General features: G+C 50.0%; 12 protein-coding genes and 1 CRISPR repeat array. All 12 genes read left to right on the top strand.

The features are described from left to right. Positions 1–2 precede the first annotated feature (2 nt). Positions 3–1,010, top strand: coding sequence for a type I-D CRISPR-associated protein Cas7/Csc2 (gene cas7d, locus H6G62_RS17360; RefSeq protein WP_190497411.1), 1,008 nt, complete (start codon positions 3–5; stop codon positions 1,008–1,010). A gap of 3 nt (positions 1,011–1,013) precedes the next feature. Continuing rightward, positions 1,014–1,799: a type I-D CRISPR-associated protein Cas5/Csc1 gene (gene cas5d, locus H6G62_RS17355; protein WP_190497409.1), complete on the top strand. Its 786-nt coding sequence runs from the start codon at positions 1,014–1,016 to the stop codon at positions 1,797–1,799. Further along, a complete protein-coding gene (cas3, locus tag H6G62_RS17350) occupies positions 1,792–4,125 on the top strand; it encodes a type I-D CRISPR-associated helicase Cas3' (protein WP_190497407.1) in 2,334 nt (777 codons plus the stop codon). Before cas5d (H6G62_RS17355) ends, cas3 begins: the two co-directional genes overlap by 8 nt. A gap of 225 nt (positions 4,126–4,350) precedes the next feature. Further along, on the top strand, positions 4,351–4,698 hold the full coding sequence (locus H6G62_RS27955; protein WP_242052140.1) for a hypothetical protein: 348 nt from the start codon (positions 4,351–4,353) through the stop codon (positions 4,696–4,698). After that, positions 4,695–5,303, top strand: coding sequence for a hypothetical protein (locus tag H6G62_RS17340; RefSeq protein ID WP_190497405.1), 609 nt, complete (start codon positions 4,695–4,697; stop codon positions 5,301–5,303). Before H6G62_RS27955 ends, H6G62_RS17340 begins: the two co-directional genes overlap by 4 nt. A 130-nt stretch (positions 5,304–5,433) precedes the next feature. Then, positions 5,434–6,444: a type I-D CRISPR-associated protein Cas7/Csc2 gene (gene cas7d / locus H6G62_RS17335; RefSeq protein WP_190497403.1), complete on the top strand. Its 1,011-nt coding sequence runs from the start codon at positions 5,434–5,436 to the stop codon at positions 6,442–6,444. 4 nt (positions 6,445–6,448) lie between these two features. Next, complete coding sequence (gene cas5d, locus H6G62_RS17330; RefSeq protein ID WP_190497401.1) at positions 6,449–7,162, top strand: type I-D CRISPR-associated protein Cas5/Csc1; 714 nt, start codon at positions 6,449–6,451, stop codon at positions 7,160–7,162. 2 nt (positions 7,163–7,164) lie between these two features. Continuing rightward, positions 7,165–7,428, top strand: coding sequence for a hypothetical protein (locus H6G62_RS17325; RefSeq protein ID WP_190497399.1), 264 nt, complete (start codon positions 7,165–7,167; stop codon positions 7,426–7,428). 132 nt (positions 7,429–7,560) lie between these two features. Beyond that, positions 7,561–8,481, top strand: a complete 921-nt coding sequence (cas6, locus tag H6G62_RS17320) for a CRISPR-associated endoribonuclease Cas6 (protein WP_190497397.1) — start codon at positions 7,561–7,563, stop codon at positions 8,479–8,481. Positions 8,482–8,510: 29 nt separating this feature from the next. Further along, a complete protein-coding gene (gene cas4, locus H6G62_RS17315; RefSeq protein ID WP_190497395.1) occupies positions 8,511–9,098 on the top strand; it encodes a CRISPR-associated protein Cas4 in 588 nt (195 codons plus the stop codon). 100 nt (positions 9,099–9,198) lie between these two features. Beyond that, positions 9,199–10,200: a type I-D CRISPR-associated endonuclease Cas1d gene (gene cas1d, locus H6G62_RS17310; protein WP_190497393.1), complete on the top strand. Its 1,002-nt coding sequence runs from the start codon at positions 9,199–9,201 to the stop codon at positions 10,198–10,200. Positions 10,201–10,265: 65 nt separating this feature from the next. Further along, positions 10,266–10,538, top strand: a complete 273-nt coding sequence (gene cas2 / locus H6G62_RS17305; protein WP_190497391.1) for a CRISPR-associated endonuclease Cas2 — start codon at positions 10,266–10,268, stop codon at positions 10,536–10,538. Positions 10,539–10,793: 255 nt separating this feature from the next. Further along, positions 10,794–19,129: direct repeats of the CRISPR family, unit length 37 nt; unit sequence GTTCCAACCAACTCCAAGCCCTCTCAGGGATTGAAAC. Between the last annotated feature and the right edge of the window lie 134 nt (positions 19,130–19,263).

Below are 19,263 nucleotides of genomic sequence, written 5' to 3'. Positions count from 1 at the left end.
CAATGTCTATTGCAAAACTGCAACCCTTTCTCGCCACCAGCTACGAGAACTTTCCCAAGGGCCGCACCATTGGCGCTGTAGTGCTGCGAACTACTCAATCAGAAACTATCTTCCGCACGGAGGGTACTGGGGAACCTATGTGCAGCGAGTATGTACAGGCGGGTGTAGCAGACACCGCCACCATTCCCCGCCTAGTGATGACCAAGCGTAAGCAAATTGCCCCAGAGCGGCGCAAAGGTCGGGAGTTTTTGCGAGTTCACGAACTCTTATATCCAGACCCCAAAGGCAACTCTATCTGTTCCCTCAACACCAATGCGCCCTGTGAGATGTGTGTTGACTGCTTTCTCTATGGCTTTGCCGCTGGTGGCGAAGGGGCGCAGAAAAGCCGAGTATGGACAGAAGACGCCTTTAGTGTGCTGCCTTCCACAGAGTTGATTAGTGATCGCACCATCAACGCTATCTTTGAAACGGGCACCATGCGTGACGAAGAAGGTAAAGCCTCCACTGCTCTTAACACCAGCGAATATATCAAGCCAGGGGTTCACTTCCTTGATATTGTCACCTTCAAAGATGTGACGGCTGATGAACTTCGCTATGCTATTGGAAACATCTTGCTGACGACTCGCTATGGCGCTGTTTCTAGCCATGTGGGTCGTATGGAAAACCAGATTCTCGGTATTTTTGGCGGCATTGCAGAACTGCCTAGTTCTCTAGAACTGGTACAAGGTATTTATGACAAGCTACCTACTGATAAGCGCGAACATCCTCTCAATACGGGCGCTTTAGTGGACGCGACCCAAGCGGTTATCTCGACTTGGACAAGTAAGCGAGGGATTGCAATGCAGTTATCAGCTACCGAACTAGATGAGTTGATCGCTGACGTAGACCGTCATCTTTCGCTAGATGCCCAAGCTGCTTTCCTGAAGCGACTGAGTGAATCCTACGAACCCATGCGTAAGGTTAAAGCTGCATCCAAGAAAAAAGGCAAAAGCAAAGAGCAGGAGACCTAAGCTATGACGCAAGTTGAGCTAGAGCCTCAAACCACCCTGCCGCCCTATCAAACGGCTCAACTGATCGAGCTGTGGTGTGCGGAGCCTGTTTTCTTTGCCTCCAGAGAGCTATCAGACACTTACTACACCGAGGGCACCATCGGAAACTATGCCCTGGCCTATGCCCTCGGCTGGGCGCGATCTCCCTACCGCTTGCTGGGGGAAGCCACCGGACGACCCACCTATCTCGAAGACCTCACCCCTCTGGCAGGCCAGCGCTATATTCTCCCCGCTTGGCCTGTAGACACCTCAGCTTCCTTTCGCTTTGAGCGATTCAATGCCCTATCAGACTCTTACTGGTACGCCATGACCAATAACCGGGTGGCCATTGCAAGGGAAGACCTACCCCTAAAACGCACTGGCAAGAAGCCCAATACTTTTCGACCTAGCAATTTTCCCCAAACGGGTCGCCTACGAATGATTGAGCGAGGCAACCGCTTTCAAACGATTGCCTTTGGCGATGGCGAACTACCTGAATATATTCGGGTCGGCAAGTTTATGAGCAAAGTTAGGGTGGAAATCGTAAAGACAGTGAGTGTCACGGCCCACCCCCCAGGGGAATACAATTGTCATGCTTACCTCAACTCAGCCGATCTCCCCTCTGGCTTTGGCCTGTTGAGCTTTGACCTAATTTCAATCCCCCCAGCCTCATTGCTAAAAAATCTGCGATTTAGTGGAGCCGCATGGCAAGTAGGCAACTATACCCTCCCGGCCAACCTAGAATTTTGCGGAGGACGCAACCATGGATAGCCTTAAAATTCAGCTTGAACCTCGCAGCATTGCCACCTGTTCTAATCCTGACATGCCATCAGAATTACTCAATGCCTTTGAGCATGGTGTTCTCCAGCATCAAAACGAAGTCTACACGGCAGCTAGAAGTCACGACATCATTCTCGATTTAGCCCCTACAGGAACAGGTAAGACGAAAGCAGGCTTGAGCGTTATTCATCACAACCGTGAGCGCAATGCCATTTACATTGCCCCTACCAACGCCTTGATTGAACAGCAGACTGAATCCGCTCAAAAGTTTGTTGAGGCGGCTGGACTTCCCCATGTGGTTAAAGCTGCATCAGCAAGACATGTGAAAGCGTGGAGTAATGATCGGGTGGGTGATCGCTCAGGCGAGAAGCTTTACAATGTTCTTCGAGAGCCTGCCACTATTTTTCCAGAGTGTGCTGGTAGGCCGATTTTGCTAGTAACTAATCCAGATATCTTCTACTATTCGACATTTTTTGCCTATAATCGCCTGGATCGCAGTAATATCGCTAGTGCTTTTTATAGCAGCTTTGCAACTGTCATTTTTGATGAATTTCATCTCTATGACGCAAAACAACTCGTCAGCTTGCTATTTTATTTAGCTTTATCCCATTCCTTCGGCTATTTCCGAGATAATCGCAAGGTTATCCTTCTGACTGCTACCCCTGAAGAAGCTTGTGAAGCAGCACTTATGAAGCTTGAAGAAGCAGGCGTCAAGATTTACTGTGTTAATGGCGAAACGCAATCAGACAGTATGGCTCCTTCTCAAACCACTGTCAATCTAGAAATTCGTAAGCAATCAGAAAAGAAGACACTTATTCCAGAAATAGCTAATGAAGTTCTAACAAGATTGAAAGATAAACCTGATCAGTTTGGAGCTGTTATTTTAGATTCGCTTGATCAAGTCAATCAACTGAATAAGTGTTTATGTGATGCAGGAGCTGAACATTTACGTGGACGAATAACAGGCCCAGTTCAATCTCAGAATCAGCGACATACAGCAGCGCAAAGACAAGTTATTCTCGCAACTAGCACCGTAGATGTTGGATTTAATTTTGAGCGGGACACTGAATCTGAACGTCAGAATTTGGATTGGTTGATTTTTTCAACCCGTGATCGCTTCTCCTTTTGGCAACGGATTGGGCGAGTAGGCCGAGTCTTAGGCAAAAAGCAAACTGATGTGCCATCTAATGCAATTGCCTACCTTCCAGAGAAAGCCTGGGAAGAAGGTATCGAAAGTTTAGATTGCGCTGGTGGTCGAGAGTTTTTGAAGCAGACTCTCGAAACCCTAAATTGCATGAAACGCCCATTTCTAGAAATCTACTGGAAATCTGAGGCATTCCTAGAAATTGCCCGTCCACTAATTGAACTTGAGAATGCGCTCCATAACTTAGAAGAAGATCAGCTAGTTCAAGATTTGTACACTACTCTGCAAAAACTATTTGGTGGTTCTCGTTCTTGGAAGTATTACAAGCATCGAATGATGCAAATTATCACTGCTGAAGTATTGGCTAAAGCTTCGATCAAACCCAAGAAGGAAGGACAATGGTCATTCGTCAAGACCCTCTTCAAACAGCCTCCATATATACGTCAAAGCTTTATTAAGAAGTTCTTGGAATTTAACTATCCAGAGCAACTTGAAGCATTGAGCAGGCAGGAATTTTCGATAGAAGAACTTGAGAAGGAATTCAAGGATTATGAGGAGTCGGCTTTTGAACTAAAAGAATTTGCGATTTTCTGGAAGACAGTATGGTCACCTCTATTTCGATTTCGAGACAGTTTATTTGATAGCTTGACTATTTATGATCCACACTGCTTTCTCCTGGATGAGATTGGTGAGACTGCACTAGATCCGTTTCATCTGCTCAGATTCTATGAATTTGCATCTGATGATTCGCGCGTAGAATTAGTTGCACAAACTAAAGAACCTTATCAGATTAGCTTCAGTCTTCAGCTTGAAACTTCGCTTGATCACTTTGAATCCACCCAGTTAGGTAAACTATGGGCATACAAAAACTTGAGTCCTATTCGCAAAGCTGGCGAGTCCACAAGATCAACTGCATTTCCTAAACCTCTATTAGAAGCCTTAAAGAATAAATTAGTTCCGGGAGTTATTATTAAAGAATATGGTCAGAATAAATGGGCGATTATCAAACTCAAAAAACAAGGATTAGATTGTTACGATATTATTGTATCTGATAATGTTAGGTTGAAATCTGGAAAATATCTATTCTTCCCTGGTCTTTCCGGTATTCTCTCTGTTGCATCTGCCGGAGTTGCCTTGCAAAGTCCTGATAATGAAGAGTTCTGGGTGGCTTAGTCCTGTCTAATAATCAATTATTGAGTAAACTTCAGATCCTAGAAACTAGAGAAAGTTAACTGCAATGAAAGATCCTATTTTCGACCAAGTAAAACAAATCAATCGTGAGCCTAGCGCTGATGGTTACGGACAGATACTCAGGTTTCGGCGGGGAGATAGGCTGAGTTTTCAGGCATTTGCGGATGCTCAGTTCACGGTCGATCAAATTTTGGGATAGATAAGGTCATGTATTCAGTTCACCTAAAACCTGTCTACTCGGCTCCCGCTGAGCAAGTACCCGATGGTGTTCAGCTACCCGATGATTGGAGCTTATCTTGGCATCAACTTAAGACCTTGAAAGCCCTACGAGATCCTAGTAAGGAACGTCAACTTGTACTCGATTTTGCCCGCTATTTTGTAGTCGATGTGTTTGAGAATGCCTTTGCAGGTGATCGCGCTCGATTAGCGGGTCGTCAGATCAACCTTATTCGAGATACCTGTGAATTTCTCTATCGCCTAGAGCAAGACAAAGAAAATCAGGAACATAGTGAAGCGAAGAATTCAAAATCTACTGTTTCGGAGGAAGAATCATGAAACTCCTAGAACCCACAGGTTCTTATACATTTAGCAAAATCTTTGAGCTCAAATTAATTGCCCAAGACCTAGCTGAAGAATTTGGCTATACCCTTACCCGCAAGCGCCTAAACTTGCCACAATACCAAGGTGAACTAGATCGAATTTGTGAGCTACAAAATCGTATCGAAGAGACGTTGCCCTACGTTAACCTATCTACTGAAACAGCTCGTCGAGAGATTTTGGTTTCCCCAATCATCTTAGACCTGATTCATTACACCAAAGCCGAAGTGAGGATAGAGTATTCCATCAAAGTTACAGAGCAGCTTCAAGGCTATTTAGACTATTTTCTTCAGCAACAAAGTCAGTTGTTAATTATCGAAGCCAAAAAAGAAGATCTGGATTTTGGTTTTACTCAGTTAGCGGCTCAACTCATTGCCCTAGATCAATGGGAATCTAATAATCCTACGAATTTTATTTTAGGAGCCATAACTACTGGAAAAATTTGGGAATTTGGTCTGCTTGATCGCAGAAATAAGCATATCGATCAAGGGTTTGATAGCTACCGAGTTCCCGATGATCTAGAAGCCTTAATGCGAATCCTAGTTCATGCTTTGGTGTCTTAAATCAAGTCTGGTCAATCAGCCAGCAGTAGTCTAGAGGAAGGCCATTACATCCCTACCTCGAAGGCTGCGACTCCTAATCCTAGACATTTTTGTTCCATCAACCACCAACCTCATTCCTTGGAGAAAAACCATGGCTCTGCTAAAATCTGTCGATTCCAAATTCTTCCACTCCCAGATTCCCTACAAACCCATGGGTAAGTACGCTCACTTTTTGACCGTGCGTGTCACCGAGTCGTACCCCCTCTTTCAAACCGATGGTGAACTCAACAAAGCCCGCGTCCGGGCCGGGGTAGAGGATAAAAACACCATCAGCCGCCTATCCATGTTCAAGCGCAAGCAGTCCACCCCAGAACGCCTAGTTGGACGTGAACTACTCCGCACCTACGGCTTTGTAAAACCAGAAGAGTGCGAATACAACGTCGAATTTGGTATGGATAACCCCGACTGCATCATCTACGGCTTTGCCATTGGCGATTCTGGCTCTGAAAAATCTAAAGTGGTCGTAGATACAGCCTTCTCAATCACGGCCTTTGATGAATCCCACGAAACCTTTACCCTAAACGCTCCCTTTGAAAATGGCACTATGGCGTCCAAAGGGGAAAAGGGGGGGAAGCCCGGTGAGGTGACTAGTCGTATCAATCAGCAAGACCACATCCGTCCCCAGGTTTTCTTTCCTAGTATCGTGACGCTTAAAGATCCTACTGAAGCTAGCTTTCTTTACGTCTGTAACAATATTCTGCGGACTCGCCACTATGGCGCACAAACTACACGAACGGGGCGAGTTCGTAACGAGCTAATCGGGGTTGTGTTTGCTGATGGTGAGATTGTGAGCAACCTGCGCTGGACTCAAGCCATCTATGATCAAATGAAAGCTAATGGCACCCTAAAAGCTCCTGATCCTCTAGATGAAGATGATGTGACTACTGCGGCTAAGACTGCAATTCAATCGCTCATGGATGAGGAATTTATTGTGCATACTGACTTCATTGGCGACAATTTCCAATCTCTACTGGCGGAAGTAAAAACACTAACGGCCAGCGAAACGGGGATCCGCTCAATTTTAGATCAGGCTAATCAAGAAGCCAAAGCCTATGCTGAGAAGCATATTGGCAAGAAAAAAGCCGCTAAAGCTGGAGCCTAGAGCTATGCCCCATGTCTATCGGTGTATATTAGAACTACACGACAGTCTCTACTATGCTACGCGAGAAATTGGGCGGCTTTACGAGACTGAAGCCATTTTGCATAACTATGCGCTTTGCTATGCCTTGGGCCTAGTAGATAGTGACAAGTATGCCACGACTGTCTCAGAAGAGACGGCATACCGCTACTTCTGTGCAGAGCAAGTACCGATGTATGAGGCCCATCTCACGCCGCTCAATCAACAGGGTATTTACGTCACCCCGGCTAGGGCCGTCCGTCATTCGGCTGTGCTCAACACCTGGAAATACGCCGACAACCGCTACCACGTTGAGATGCAGAAAACTCAGAAAAATATTCCTAGCTTTGGTCGAGCTAAGGAAATAGCCCCTGAAAGTCAGTTTGAGTTCTTTATGATTGCTCAAGACTTGCTTACACTTCCTCGTTGGGTTCGGCTAGGGAAATGGATGAGTAAAGCCGAGTTAATTGTGAAGGAGCTACCCACTCCAAAACGTAACTCGGCCAAGGAATTCCTATTTCCTTATCCACTGAATCCTTTGGATGTGATGTTCACCAACCAGGTATTGAGTTACGACACTATCAACATACCCCCTGTCAGTCTCATTCGTAATGTGCGTATGGTTGGGGAATACTACACCTTTGAAGGACTAGACGAATCTCTCAAGCTACCTGCTCAAATGATGTACCGATTTAGCAATTAGCCATGACTGCAAAAGAACTGATCGAAGCCCTCTCGCAATATCCCCCAGATACCCCCGTTGTCGTGCGGGGGTACGAAGGCGGCTACAACGATATTCAAGCCATCACGCCCGTTAGCATTCAGCTTAATGTTAACCAGATTTGGTATTACGGTGCCCACGGCACCAACGATGACCAGATCAATCCCTTGCCAGAGGTACCTCTGACACCTGTTATTTATCTCCACAGCTACAACCATATCGCGGAGGAAGACTGGCATGGCTGCTAAACTCTAGCCCAAAAATCTCCTGCGTTTTGACTGCTGTTTTCCTAGCAGCTTCTTCGCTAGAAGTTCTGCGACGAAACCTCGCTGACTTTACCACATCAGCTTCCGAATTAACGTTCAAAACTTCAAGCCACCATGCCCCATAGTCTTGTCCTCAACCTTGTCCCTGCTTCGCCCATTCCCCCTGGTTTTACCACTGGGAAACACCTCCATGCGCTTTTCCTGAGCTTGGTTAGTTCTGTGGACAAGGCCATGGGAAATCAACTCCATGCCAACGAGGGCAATAAAGCCTTTACCCTGAGCCCGTTGCAAGTGGTGGGGGACAGGGGACAGGGAGCCGGGAATCGGGTACAGGGCAGGGTGGATCGCCCGTCGTCGGCCACCGCTCACCTCACCTATCACTATGCCCACCCAATTCCACCCTCCACCCCCTGCTGGTGGCGTATTTCGCTGTTGGATGATCGTCTATTTGGCCAGCTTAGCCAGCTTTGGCTGAACCTAAACCCTAACCAACCCTGGCACCTTGGCCCTGCGGATCTTCATATCACCAGTATTCTTGGTACGCCCCAAAGTACCCAGCCTTGGGCTAACTTTTGCAACTATCCGCAACTCTATGAGCAAGCCTCCGATCATGACCGTAAACTAACGCTTCAGTTTTATACACCAACGGCCTTTCGTCAGGGCAAGTATGACTCGGCTCTGCCAACTCCAGCCAGCGTGTTTGGAAGTTTACTGCGTCGCTGGAATTATTATAGTGACCTAGAATTTTCCGCCGATATCATTGATGTTCTTCAGGCCAGTGCTTTTGATATTCATACCGAAATTGTCCAAGATCCCCGTAGCCAGTTTCACCATACGGGGGCTAAGGTCAACGTCGCGAATCGGTTTATGGGCTGTGTCGGCAAAGTGACGTATCAAATGTTTGGCAATGTTGAGAGTAGCACGATCAAAAAACTCAATACCTTAGCCGATTTTGCCCTTTATTCTGGTGTGGGTAGAAAAACGCCCATGGGCATGGGAATGACTCGTCGTTTCGTTGAGTTGCCTTTCGGTTGAAGAGGCATGAATCATGAGGAGGGCTACCGATGATGGATGCTGATTATGTCCCCATTGCCGCGTTGAACCAATATTCCTACTGTCCCCATCGCTGTTGGCGAATGTTTTGCGCGGGAGAGTTTACTGACAACCAGTACACCCTAGAAGGGACGGGTTTGCATGATCGGGTTCATACCCTGGGCAGCAACCACCGAGAAGACACCTGGCAGGTGCGGGCCATTTGGCTGAAAAATGACCGCTACGGCCTGATTGGCAAGGCGGATTTGGTTGAAGAATCGGACGGTCAGCTTTACCCCATCGAGTACAAACGCGGCCACCGGGGCGAATTTGACAACGACGAACTCCAAGTTTGTGCCCAAGCCCTTTGCCTGGAAGAGATGACCGGAAAAACGATCCCCCAAGGCTTTGTTTACTATGCCCAATCCCACCAACGCCAGCCTGTGATGCTCACCGATGAATTACGGGCAGAGGCCATGGCAACCATTGCTGCCGTCCAAACGCTCTTTCAAACCGGAACTATGCCCAAACCGATTTATACGAAACGCTGTCGCGGCTGTAGCCTCTATCGCCAATGTTTGCCCCAGGCGGCGGAAAAGGTCGGGCGATATCGGGAATAGGGGTGGGTGAGGAGACCTCACCCCTAGGGCTTTTCGGGCTGGGAATCGAGTTTTTCTGCCTTGGATTCGGTATCACTTATCCACTTATCCACCAAACACCATGGGAACGGTTTACATTTCTACCGACGATGCGTTTATTGGCAAAACGGATGAACGTTTGCGAGTGCGGGCTCAAAAGGAAACGCTGCTGGATGTGCCGTTGATTAAGGTGGATGGGGTAGTAGTTTTAGGACGAGCTACGGTGTCTCCAGCGGCCTTGATGGAGTTATTAGAACGCAAGATCCCCCTTAGTTTTATGACGGGGACAGGACGTTTTTTGGGACGGCTAGAACCTGAGCTAAATAAGAACATTTTTGTGCGGTCGGCCCAGTGGCAGGCGGCGGGTGAAACGGAGCGCTCGGTTCACGCGGTGCAGGGGTTTATTCGCGGCAAACTAAAGAACTATCGCACGATGCTGATGCGGGCGCAGCGGGAAGGAATTGATGGCCTAGACGCGGGCATTACTCGCCTAGAGCAGGCCATTAATCCGATTAACCAAACGGCGGTGATTGATGCGTTGCGTGGGCTGGAGGGGGCGGGAAGTGCGGCCTATTTTGGTCACTTTGGCCGCCTGATTCGTAATGACGATTTTAGCTTTACGACGCGCACCCGTCGCCCCCCCACTGACCCGGTGAATGCGCTGCTCAGTTTTGGCTATGCTCTGCTGGCCCACGATGTGCAAGGGGCGATCAATATCGTGGGTTTTGATCCCTACCTGGGCTATCTCCATACCCAGCGCTATGGTCGCCCTTCCTTGGCTCTCGATTTGATGGAGGAGTTTCGGCCTTTGGTGGTGGATGCTATGGTGCTTTCGGCGATTAATCGAAAAGCCCTGACTCCCGATGATTTTTCGAGTGAACCGCTCAGCCATGCGGTTTCGCTAACGGATGACGGTCGCCGCAAGTTTCTCAGGCTCTATGAACAAAAGAAACAGTCTAAGTTTAAGCATCCTGTTTTGGGTCGTCAATGTACTTACCAGGAGGCGTTTGAAATTCAGGCTCGTTTGTTAGCAAAATATCTGATGACGGAAACTGACCAGTATCCGCCACTGATTTTGAAGTAGTCAGCGTAAGTAACGGAGAATAGAAACCCCTGTCCCCTCTCCCCTGCCCCCTATGCCCTAATTCTATGCACGTCGTCATTACCTACGATATTTCTGAAGATAAACGTCGCACAAAAATCCATAAAATCCTTTCTTCCTATGGCCAATGGATGCAGTTTAGTGTGTTTGAATGCAGCCTAACGGCGACACAATATACTAAGCTGCGAAATCGCCTGAATAAGCTGATTAAGCCTGAGACCGATAGCATTCGGTTTTATTTTCTCTGTGAGTGCTGTCAGCAAAAGGTGGAGCGCATTGGTGGGGAGGAGGTGCGGGATGAGACGGTGTTTTTTGCCTGATGGGCTGCCGCGAGGGGGTGGGTGTTTGATCGGGGAGGTCTCAACGGTTCTCCAAAACGCTCTCTATCAGCCGAGTTGGACGATTTCTATCCTTTTTCAGATCCGCGCAATGGCTCAATCCCTTTATCGACAAGCTTTTGGAGCGCTATGCCTGTGGGGCGGTTCTCCACTTTTGGCGGTGGTAATGCTACGATGGAGGGGTTCGCGCAACGGAACCTTGAAAGCTAAATATCATAAGGCTTTCAGAGGCCCGCCGTTCCAACCAACTCCAAGCCCTCTCAGGGATTGAAACAGGAGCATGGACATGATCGGTTCGCCGCTGGGCAGGTTCCAACCAACTCCAAGCCCTCTCAGGGATTGAAACAGGTTCACCGTGGTATTGGTTGAGCCAATCTTGTTGTTCCAACCAACTCCAAGCCCTCTCAGGGATTGAAACGGCGGTGGATGGTGGCTCAGAGCACCCCAGAAGGCGTTCCAACCAACTCCAAGCCCTCTCAGGGATTGAAACGAAAACGGCTGGGGGAAACATGACCTTCAAATCATGTTCCAACCAACTCCAAGCCCTCTCAGGGATTGAAACAAGCCTGAATTAAAACTAAATTCTAGTTGACACAGGTTCCAACCAACTCCAAGCCCTCTCAGGGATTGAAACGGACGTGATCCGAATCAAACAACGTAAATTGATCGTTCCAACCAACTCCAAGCCCTCTCAGGGATTGAAACCACCAGCAAGGGATCGACGCCGTTCTGTACGATCTGGCCGTTCCAACCAACTCCAAGCCCTCTCAGGGATTGAAACTTGGTGCTAAGGGCAGGGCCAGGAATCAGCCAGGGCGTAAGTTCCAACCAACTCCAAGCCCTCTCAGGGATTGAAACGTATCGAGCGCCGATACCTCCGATCCACTTCTCAAGTTCCAACCAACTCCAAGCCCTCTCAGGGATTGAAACACGATGTCCCACGGTCGGCCCTGACCAATGTGCAAGGGTTCCAACCAACTCCAAGCCCTCTCAGGGATTGAAACTAGGGCACAATCATTAGCCCAAACCGCCTGCTGAGGTTCCAACCAACTCCAAGCCCTCTCAGGGATTGAAACTTAGCTAACAGAAACTAAAATAGGCCGTTTCGCTAGTTCCAACCAACTCCAAGCCCTCTCAGGGATTGAAACGAGTACAACGGCCACCGCTTACCCCTGCAACCTGGTTCCAACCAACTCCAAGCCCTCTCAGGGATTGAAACACCACTGTTTCAATGGCCGGGGCCAGCGCCTGGAGGTTCCAACCAACTCCAAGCCCTCTCAGGGATTGAAACACCGATACCCGAATGGGCGACTTCGAGTGCTGGGGGTTCCAACCAACTCCAAGCCCTCTCAGGGATTGAAACAGCGAGGCTCTAGCCACCGCCCTAACCAGACTGGATGAGGTTCCAACCAACTCCAAGCCCTCTCAGGGATTGAAACGGCACCCTTCAGTACGCCGATCCACCCAGGATTGTTGTTCCAACCAACTCCAAGCCCTCTCAGGGATTGAAACTTGGGGCGGCATCCGGCCTCAGACCTAACGCTATCGTTCCAACCAACTCCAAGCCCTCTCAGGGATTGAAACCAGAATCAGATTAATTTTGTAAACGCCAATGACCTGTTCCAACCAACTCCAAGCCCTCTCAGGGATTGAAACGCGCCAGAAACTTCAACAACGGAATTGGTCGTAACCGTTCCAACCAACTCCAAGCCCTCTCAGGGATTGAAACGCTTGCAGCATCACGCTTGCTTCTGAGGCATCACACGTTCCAACCAACTCCAAGCCCTCTCAGGGATTGAAACCTTTTCCACGGTGGGGCACTTCCACACGCCCTGAGTTCCAACCAACTCCAAGCCCTCTCAGGGATTGAAACGGGCATTGACGACCTAAACCGAAACCTTGCTTTCAGTTCCAACCAACTCCAAGCCCTCTCAGGGATTGAAACAATTTCCCCGCCTACTATCGTCGAGGGGCATCGATGTTCCAACCAACTCCAAGCCCTCTCAGGGATTGAAACCTTCTCTTTGCACCTCACTACATTCAGCCCTAGGGTTCCAACCAACTCCAAGCCCTCTCAGGGATTGAAACGGGAATATGGTCTGGCTCGGTGGGCAGGCAGTTAGGTTCCAACCAACTCCAAGCCCTCTCAGGGATTGAAACAGGCCGACTCTAGGGCATTGGTGAGGGAGTCCCTAGGTTCCAACCAACTCCAAGCCCTCTCAGGGATTGAAACAAAGTGCAGGGCTTTACCTGCGGGGCTAAAGCTTGGTTCCAACCAACTCCAAGCCCTCTCAGGGATTGAAACGACGGTCGGCACGGGGTAAACTCAAAAGGACGTACGTTCCAACCAACTCCAAGCCCTCTCAGGGATTGAAACTCTGCTGGGATCGATTCGGTGGGGATTGTTGAAATAGTTCCAACCAACTCCAAGCCCTCTCAGGGATTGAAACAAACCATGCAAACGAATGGAACAAGCACAACTCTGGTTCCAACCAACTCCAAGCCCTCTCAGGGATTGAAACTGTCCTTGCCGCCCTAAGCCCTGGCGAACCAACCGTTCCAACCAACTCCAAGCCCTCTCAGGGATTGAAACGGAGCCGTGCATAGTAGGCCATGATTCGCGCCCCTGTTCCAACCAACTCCAAGCCCTCTCAGGGATTGAAACACCGCTATGGCCATGGCGACTTGTGGCTAACGCCTGTTCCAACCAACTCCAAGCCCTCTCAGGGATTGAAACAATTGCTGTACCCTTGACTAGTTCCTTGATGCTGGTTCCAACCAACTCCAAGCCCTCTCAGGGATTGAAACTGCCAAATAGTACAGGGTTGGGGGTAGGGTCATGGTTCCAACCAACTCCAAGCCCTCTCAGGGATTGAAACAAGGCTAGAAGGCAAGATCGCCCGCCATAAGTTGGTTCCAACCAACTCCAAGCCCTCTCAGGGATTGAAACAGATAAACCGTAGCGGTGAGGGGTTGGGTTGGGTCGTTCCAACCAACTCCAAGCCCTCTCAGGGATTGAAACCACGGTTCGAGCCAGAGTACAAATGCAACCGCACAGGGTTCCAACCAACTCCAAGCCCTCTCAGGGATTGAAACTTGATTGGGAAACTGAACGGGGCTATGCCGTGGGGAGGGTTCCAACCAACTCCAAGCCCTCTCAGGGATTGAAACAGTTTTCCTCAAGCCTACAGGAAAGTATTCGCCATATGTTCCAACCAACTCCAAGCCCTCTCAGGGATTGAAACGGCATGGCGCTGCCGGGGCTGGGCTACGGGGACGGTTCCAACCAACTCCAAGCCCTCTCAGGGATTGAAACAGCGGCCCGCCTGCATTGCTACCGAGGTCAAAGGCCGTTCCAACCAACTCCAAGCCCTCTCAGGGATTGAAACGCATCAACCTGGATAGTAACCTGACTAAGTACTTGTTCCAACCAACTCCAAGCCCTCTCAGGGATTGAAACATCGGCTACAACAATGACAAGCTCATTCGGGCGAGTTCCAACCAACTCCAAGCCCTCTCAGGGATTGAAACTTCTAGAATCCGCTTAACCTTGCGGGAAATGTCCGGTTCCAACCAACTCCAAGCCCTCTCAGGGATTGAAACGGCATACATCACAATCAAATTCTCAGGGCGCTTAGTTCCAACCAACTCCAAGCCCTCTCAGGGATTGAAACAATTTTAATGATCGAACTCATTTGATTCACCTCCAAGTTCCAACCAACTCCAAGCCCTCTCAGGGATTGAAACCGGTTTCCCAATCAAAGCAGCGCTTACCCTCAACCCGTTCCAACCAACTCCAAGCCCTCTCAGGGATTGAAACCAGCTTGGCTATTTTGCGCCACCCCCACAACTCTGTTCCAACCAACTCCAAGCCCTCTCAGGGATTGAAACTTCCATTCGGCGCGGCCCTCGTTGGGCATCTCTAGGTTCCAACCAACTCCAAGCCCTCTCAGGGATTGAAACGTTCAAGTCCCAGGCCGTTGCCCACTCAGGGTAGAGCGGTTCCAACCAACTCCAAGCCCTCTCAGGGATTGAAACTTATGTATTGTTGCTGGTTGTTGCTAGTTGTAGATGTTCCAACCAACTCCAAGCCCTCTCAGGGATTGAAACTGCCTCTGACCGCTGGACGATCACCGACCTGGAGAGCAGTTCCAACCAACTCCAAGCCCTCTCAGGGATTGAAACTGATTGGGGCGAGTACCGTGGCACCAGGGCAGAAACGTTCCAACCAACTCCAAGCCCTCTCAGGGATTGAAACCGTAAGACACTGATCGCCGCCGTCGCCCGTGCCTTGTTCCAACCAACTCCAAGCCCTCTCAGGGATTGAAACGTGGCTACTGGTGCCGCTGTGGATGGTGGCACCGCCGCGTTCCAACCAACTCCAAGCCCTCTCAGGGATTGAAACGCTTAGCCTCGGCCTCTAGGCGTTGAAACTCGGGTTCCAACCAACTCCAAGCCCTCTCAGGGATTGAAACCACCACGTTTGCCACCACCCCGATCCCGGCGTTGAGTTCCAACCAACTCCAAGCCCTCTCAGGGATTGAAACGGCACCGCTACCAACTGCGCGACGGTGGCCCAGAACGTTCCAACCAACTCCAAGCCCTCTCAGGGATTGAAACTAGTATTTGCAATACCTTTTGAGCGTGTTGTTTGGTTCCAACCAACTCCAAGCCCTCTCAGGGATTGAAACGGGCAACTGGCCCTGGTAAAACACTCGATAGTGGGTTCCAACCAACTCCAAGCCCTCTCAGGGATTGAAACCTAACCTTTGGCCTGGTTGGAATTGGGGCCAAGATGTTCCAACCAACTCCAAGCCCTCTCAGGGATTGAAACAATCTGGCCAGCAATGGCAGGCTGTAGCAGCTCTAGTTCCAACCAACTCCAAGCCCTCTCAGGGATTGAAACTTTAAACCATTTGTCCCATATCCCATATCCCAGCGGTTCCAACCAACTCCAAGCCCTCTCAGGGATTGAAACGGAAAAAGTCAGATAGGGGATGGGAGCCTATCTAGTTCCAACCAACTCCAAGCCCTCTCAGGGATTGAAACGCTGTTGGTGCGGGTGCTGGCGTAGGCTCCGCCGTGGTTCCAACCAACTCCAAGCCCTCTCAGGGATTGAAACTTTGCGGTCGATGCGCCCGACGGCGATCACGGCCGTTCCAACCAACTCCAAGCCCTCTCAGGGATTGAAACGGCCGCATCCAACAGCGACCACAAACCAGCCCCGGCGTTCCAACCAACTCCAAGCCCTCTCAGGGATTGAAACAATGAATGTGCATTGCAATAAGCATTGCATCTCTCGTTCCAACCAACTCCAAGCCCTCTCAGGGATTGAAACTGGGGGTGGGGGTGGTGGTTCATTCTGGGGGGCCGTTCCAACCAACTCCAAGCCCTCTCAGGGATTGAAACTTGTTGCGTCTGGGTGGATCGTCTTCGGTAGCTGGTTCCAACCAACTCCAAGCCCTCTCAGGGATTGAAACGGAATTTTCCACAGTGCCCACGGGTGCCCGCTTTGTTCCAACCAACTCCAAGCCCTCTCAGGGATTGAAACGTTTATCTTGTCCGGCCCCAAAACCACCAATAACTGTTCCAACCAACTCCAAGCCCTCTCAGGGATTGAAACAACCCCCCAGTGTTCTGCACCCGGACGGGCTTGCGGTTCCAACCAACTCCAAGCCCTCTCAGGGATTGAAACTGGCCCAGGAGATGAGGATGAGGAAATCCCCTCAGTTCCAACCAACTCCAAGCCCTCTCAGGGATTGAAACGTCCCCAGTCGGATTCCCTACAAGCGCTACAAGGGGTTCCAACCAACTCCAAGCCCTCTCAGGGATTGAAACAAAAACATCGCGTGGTACTTCGTAGGGGCCAGGGGTTCCAACCAACTCCAAGCCCTCTCAGGGATTGAAACGGTATCGCCGCTCTGGGTAAATTGGCCATCAAAGGTTCCAACCAACTCCAAGCCCTCTCAGGGATTGAAACCTTTGGCCAAGGGTGCGATGAGGTTGCGAATTTCGTTCCAACCAACTCCAAGCCCTCTCAGGGATTGAAACCAGGCATCATACACTTATCCGAGTCGCACCCCGCAGTTCCAACCAACTCCAAGCCCTCTCAGGGATTGAAACTGGCTTCCTGGTGAGGGTTCGACGGAAAAACCAAGTTCCAACCAACTCCAAGCCCTCTCAGGGATTGAAACCTCTCTCTCCGATACTGCGACAGGAGGGGGTAGGGGGTTCCAACCAACTCCAAGCCCTCTCAGGGATTGAAACGATTTATGGGCCGCAAGGGAGCGGCAAAAGCACTCTGTTCCAACCAACTCCAAGCCCTCTCAGGGATTGAAACAATATGCCCTTCTTCCAGGATTTGACGGGCCGTTGTTCCAACCAACTCCAAGCCCTCTCAGGGATTGAAACGGGCACATGATCAAACCCACTGGCCAGCACGGGCGTTCCAACCAACTCCAAGCCCTCTCAGGGATTGAAACACGAAGGACGCCAAGGTGCCTAAAGCCATCCTGGAGTTCCAACCAACTCCAAGCCCTCTCAGGGATTGAAACTTGAGGTGCGCTTCGACCGCAAGATGAAAATGGGCGTTCCAACCAACTCCAAGCCCTCTCAGGGATTGAAACGAAAGAACGGCTGAATGGCTGCTCTTCAAGGTGGGGTTCCAACCAACTCCAAGCCCTCTCAGGGATTGAAACAATGAGTGTGCATTGCAATAAGCATTGCATCTCTCCGTTCCAACCAACTCCAAGCCCTCTCAGGGATTGAAACATCCCGGAGACAAAAAGCGTTCTGACTTCGTTCGGTTCCAACCAACTCCAAGCCCTCTCAGGGATTGAAACCCCTCGCTCGATACTGCGACAGGAGGGGGAGTGGGGTTCCAACCAACTCCAAGCCCTCTCAGGGATTGAAACGTCGCAACGTGGTTGTCGCTGCTATTGGGATAATCGTTCCAACCAACTCCAAGCCCTCTCAGGGATTGAAACAGATTCCCAGCCTGCCCTAGAAATTTCCTGCGACGTTCCAACCAACTCCAAGCCCTCTCAGGGATTGAAACGTAGAGAGTTCTGATCACGGTGATCCGGTCTTCACGTTCCAACCAACTCCAAGCCCTCTCAGGGATTGAAACTAGATAGAGCTGGGCCAACTGCTGAGAGGGGAACTTGTTCCAACCAACTCCAAGCCCTCTCAGGGATTGAAACAGCGGCGTCCCGAATCCGGCTCAGGGTGTCCAGGACGTTCCAACCAACTCCAAGCCCTCTCAGGGATTGAAACAAATTCCCAACTTGGGCTAGAAATTTCCTTTGACTGGTTCCAACCAACTCCAAGCCCTCTCAGGGATTGAAACCAAATCACGCCTGAGCCATTTTTAACGCGACTACAGTTCCAACCAACTCCAAGCCCTCTCAGGGATTGAAACAGACAAGATGGTGAGGATTTACGATAAGTCTGTAGAGTTCCAACCAACTCCAAGCCCTCTCAGGGATTGAAACTGGTGCGGTCGATGGATGCCCTAGACCGTCAGTGGGTTCCAACCAACTCCAAGCCCTCTCAGGGATTGAAACAGTGGGCTTCGATGTTGGCGGTGATTGCGCAAGCGGTTCCAACCAACTCCAAGCCCTCTCAGGGATTGAAACACTTTGTCTACACCAGTTCTAGCCCCTCCATCCACCGTTCCAACCAACTCCAAGCCCTCTCAGGGATTGAAACTTGAGCTTTCTTTTGGGCATGGCTTGACGGGTATCCGTTCCAACCAACTCCAAGCCCTCTCAGGGATTGAAACCTACAGAAAAACCAAAATTGATAGACCCTGGGACAGTTCCAACCAACTCCAAGCCCTCTCAGGGATTGAAACGGGCGCATCGACCGCAAAAACCGAGCCAGCCCACGTTCCAACCAACTCCAAGCCCTCTCAGGGATTGAAACGGGTCTATCTGTGTGGATAGCAAGCGCTTTCAATAGTTCCAACCAACTCCAAGCCCTCTCAGGGATTGAAACCCCAGTAATGGCCTGGATTACGTCAAAGCGGTATGGTTCCAACCAACTCCAAGCCCTCTCAGGGATTGAAACGGGTTGTTATTTTGTAAAACACCTGCACACCAGGTGTTCCAACCAACTCCAAGCCCTCTCAGGGATTGAAACCTACTCACTCGGAAGCAGAACGGGTACTCAAGCTGTGTTCCAACCAACTCCAAGCCCTCTCAGGGATTGAAACTACTACATCCCCTTGGGGTCTGGGTTGGGGGGCGCGTTCCAACCAACTCCAAGCCCTCTCAGGGATTGAAACTGTCGTCCCTGCGTTGGAGGTGAAGTAATGCAGCGTTCCAACCAACTCCAAGCCCTCTCAGGGATTGAAACACGGCATAAACCTATCTCAGAAGGTCGCCTCTCAAGTTCCAACCAACTCCAAGCCCTCTCAGGGATTGAAACTAGAGACTCGTTGGATCGCCCGTCTAGACTTGGTGTTCCAACCAACTCCAAGCCCTCTCAGGGATTGAAACTGACTGCATTTCGTCCAGACTGGCCCGCCGAAATTGTTCCAACCAACTCCAAGCCCTCTCAGGGATTGAAACTCTCCATATGATTAACCGTGTTTTGAAGAGATATTGTCAAATCTGGTGTATGGCTAGGATCTAGGCGGCGTCCTGCATCTGGGTCACATCGGGGTTGTCATCCATCCGGTATCCATCCTTGAACGGAATGCCTT

It is taken from the genome of Phormidium sp. FACHB-1136 (assembly GCF_014697375.1).
In the GTDB taxonomy this organism is placed as follows: Bacteria; Cyanobacteriota; Cyanobacteriia; order Phormidesmidales; family Phormidesmidaceae; genus Nodosilinea.
Note: the sequence above shows the minus strand (reverse complement) of the source record. Positions and strands in the feature narration are given on the sequence as shown.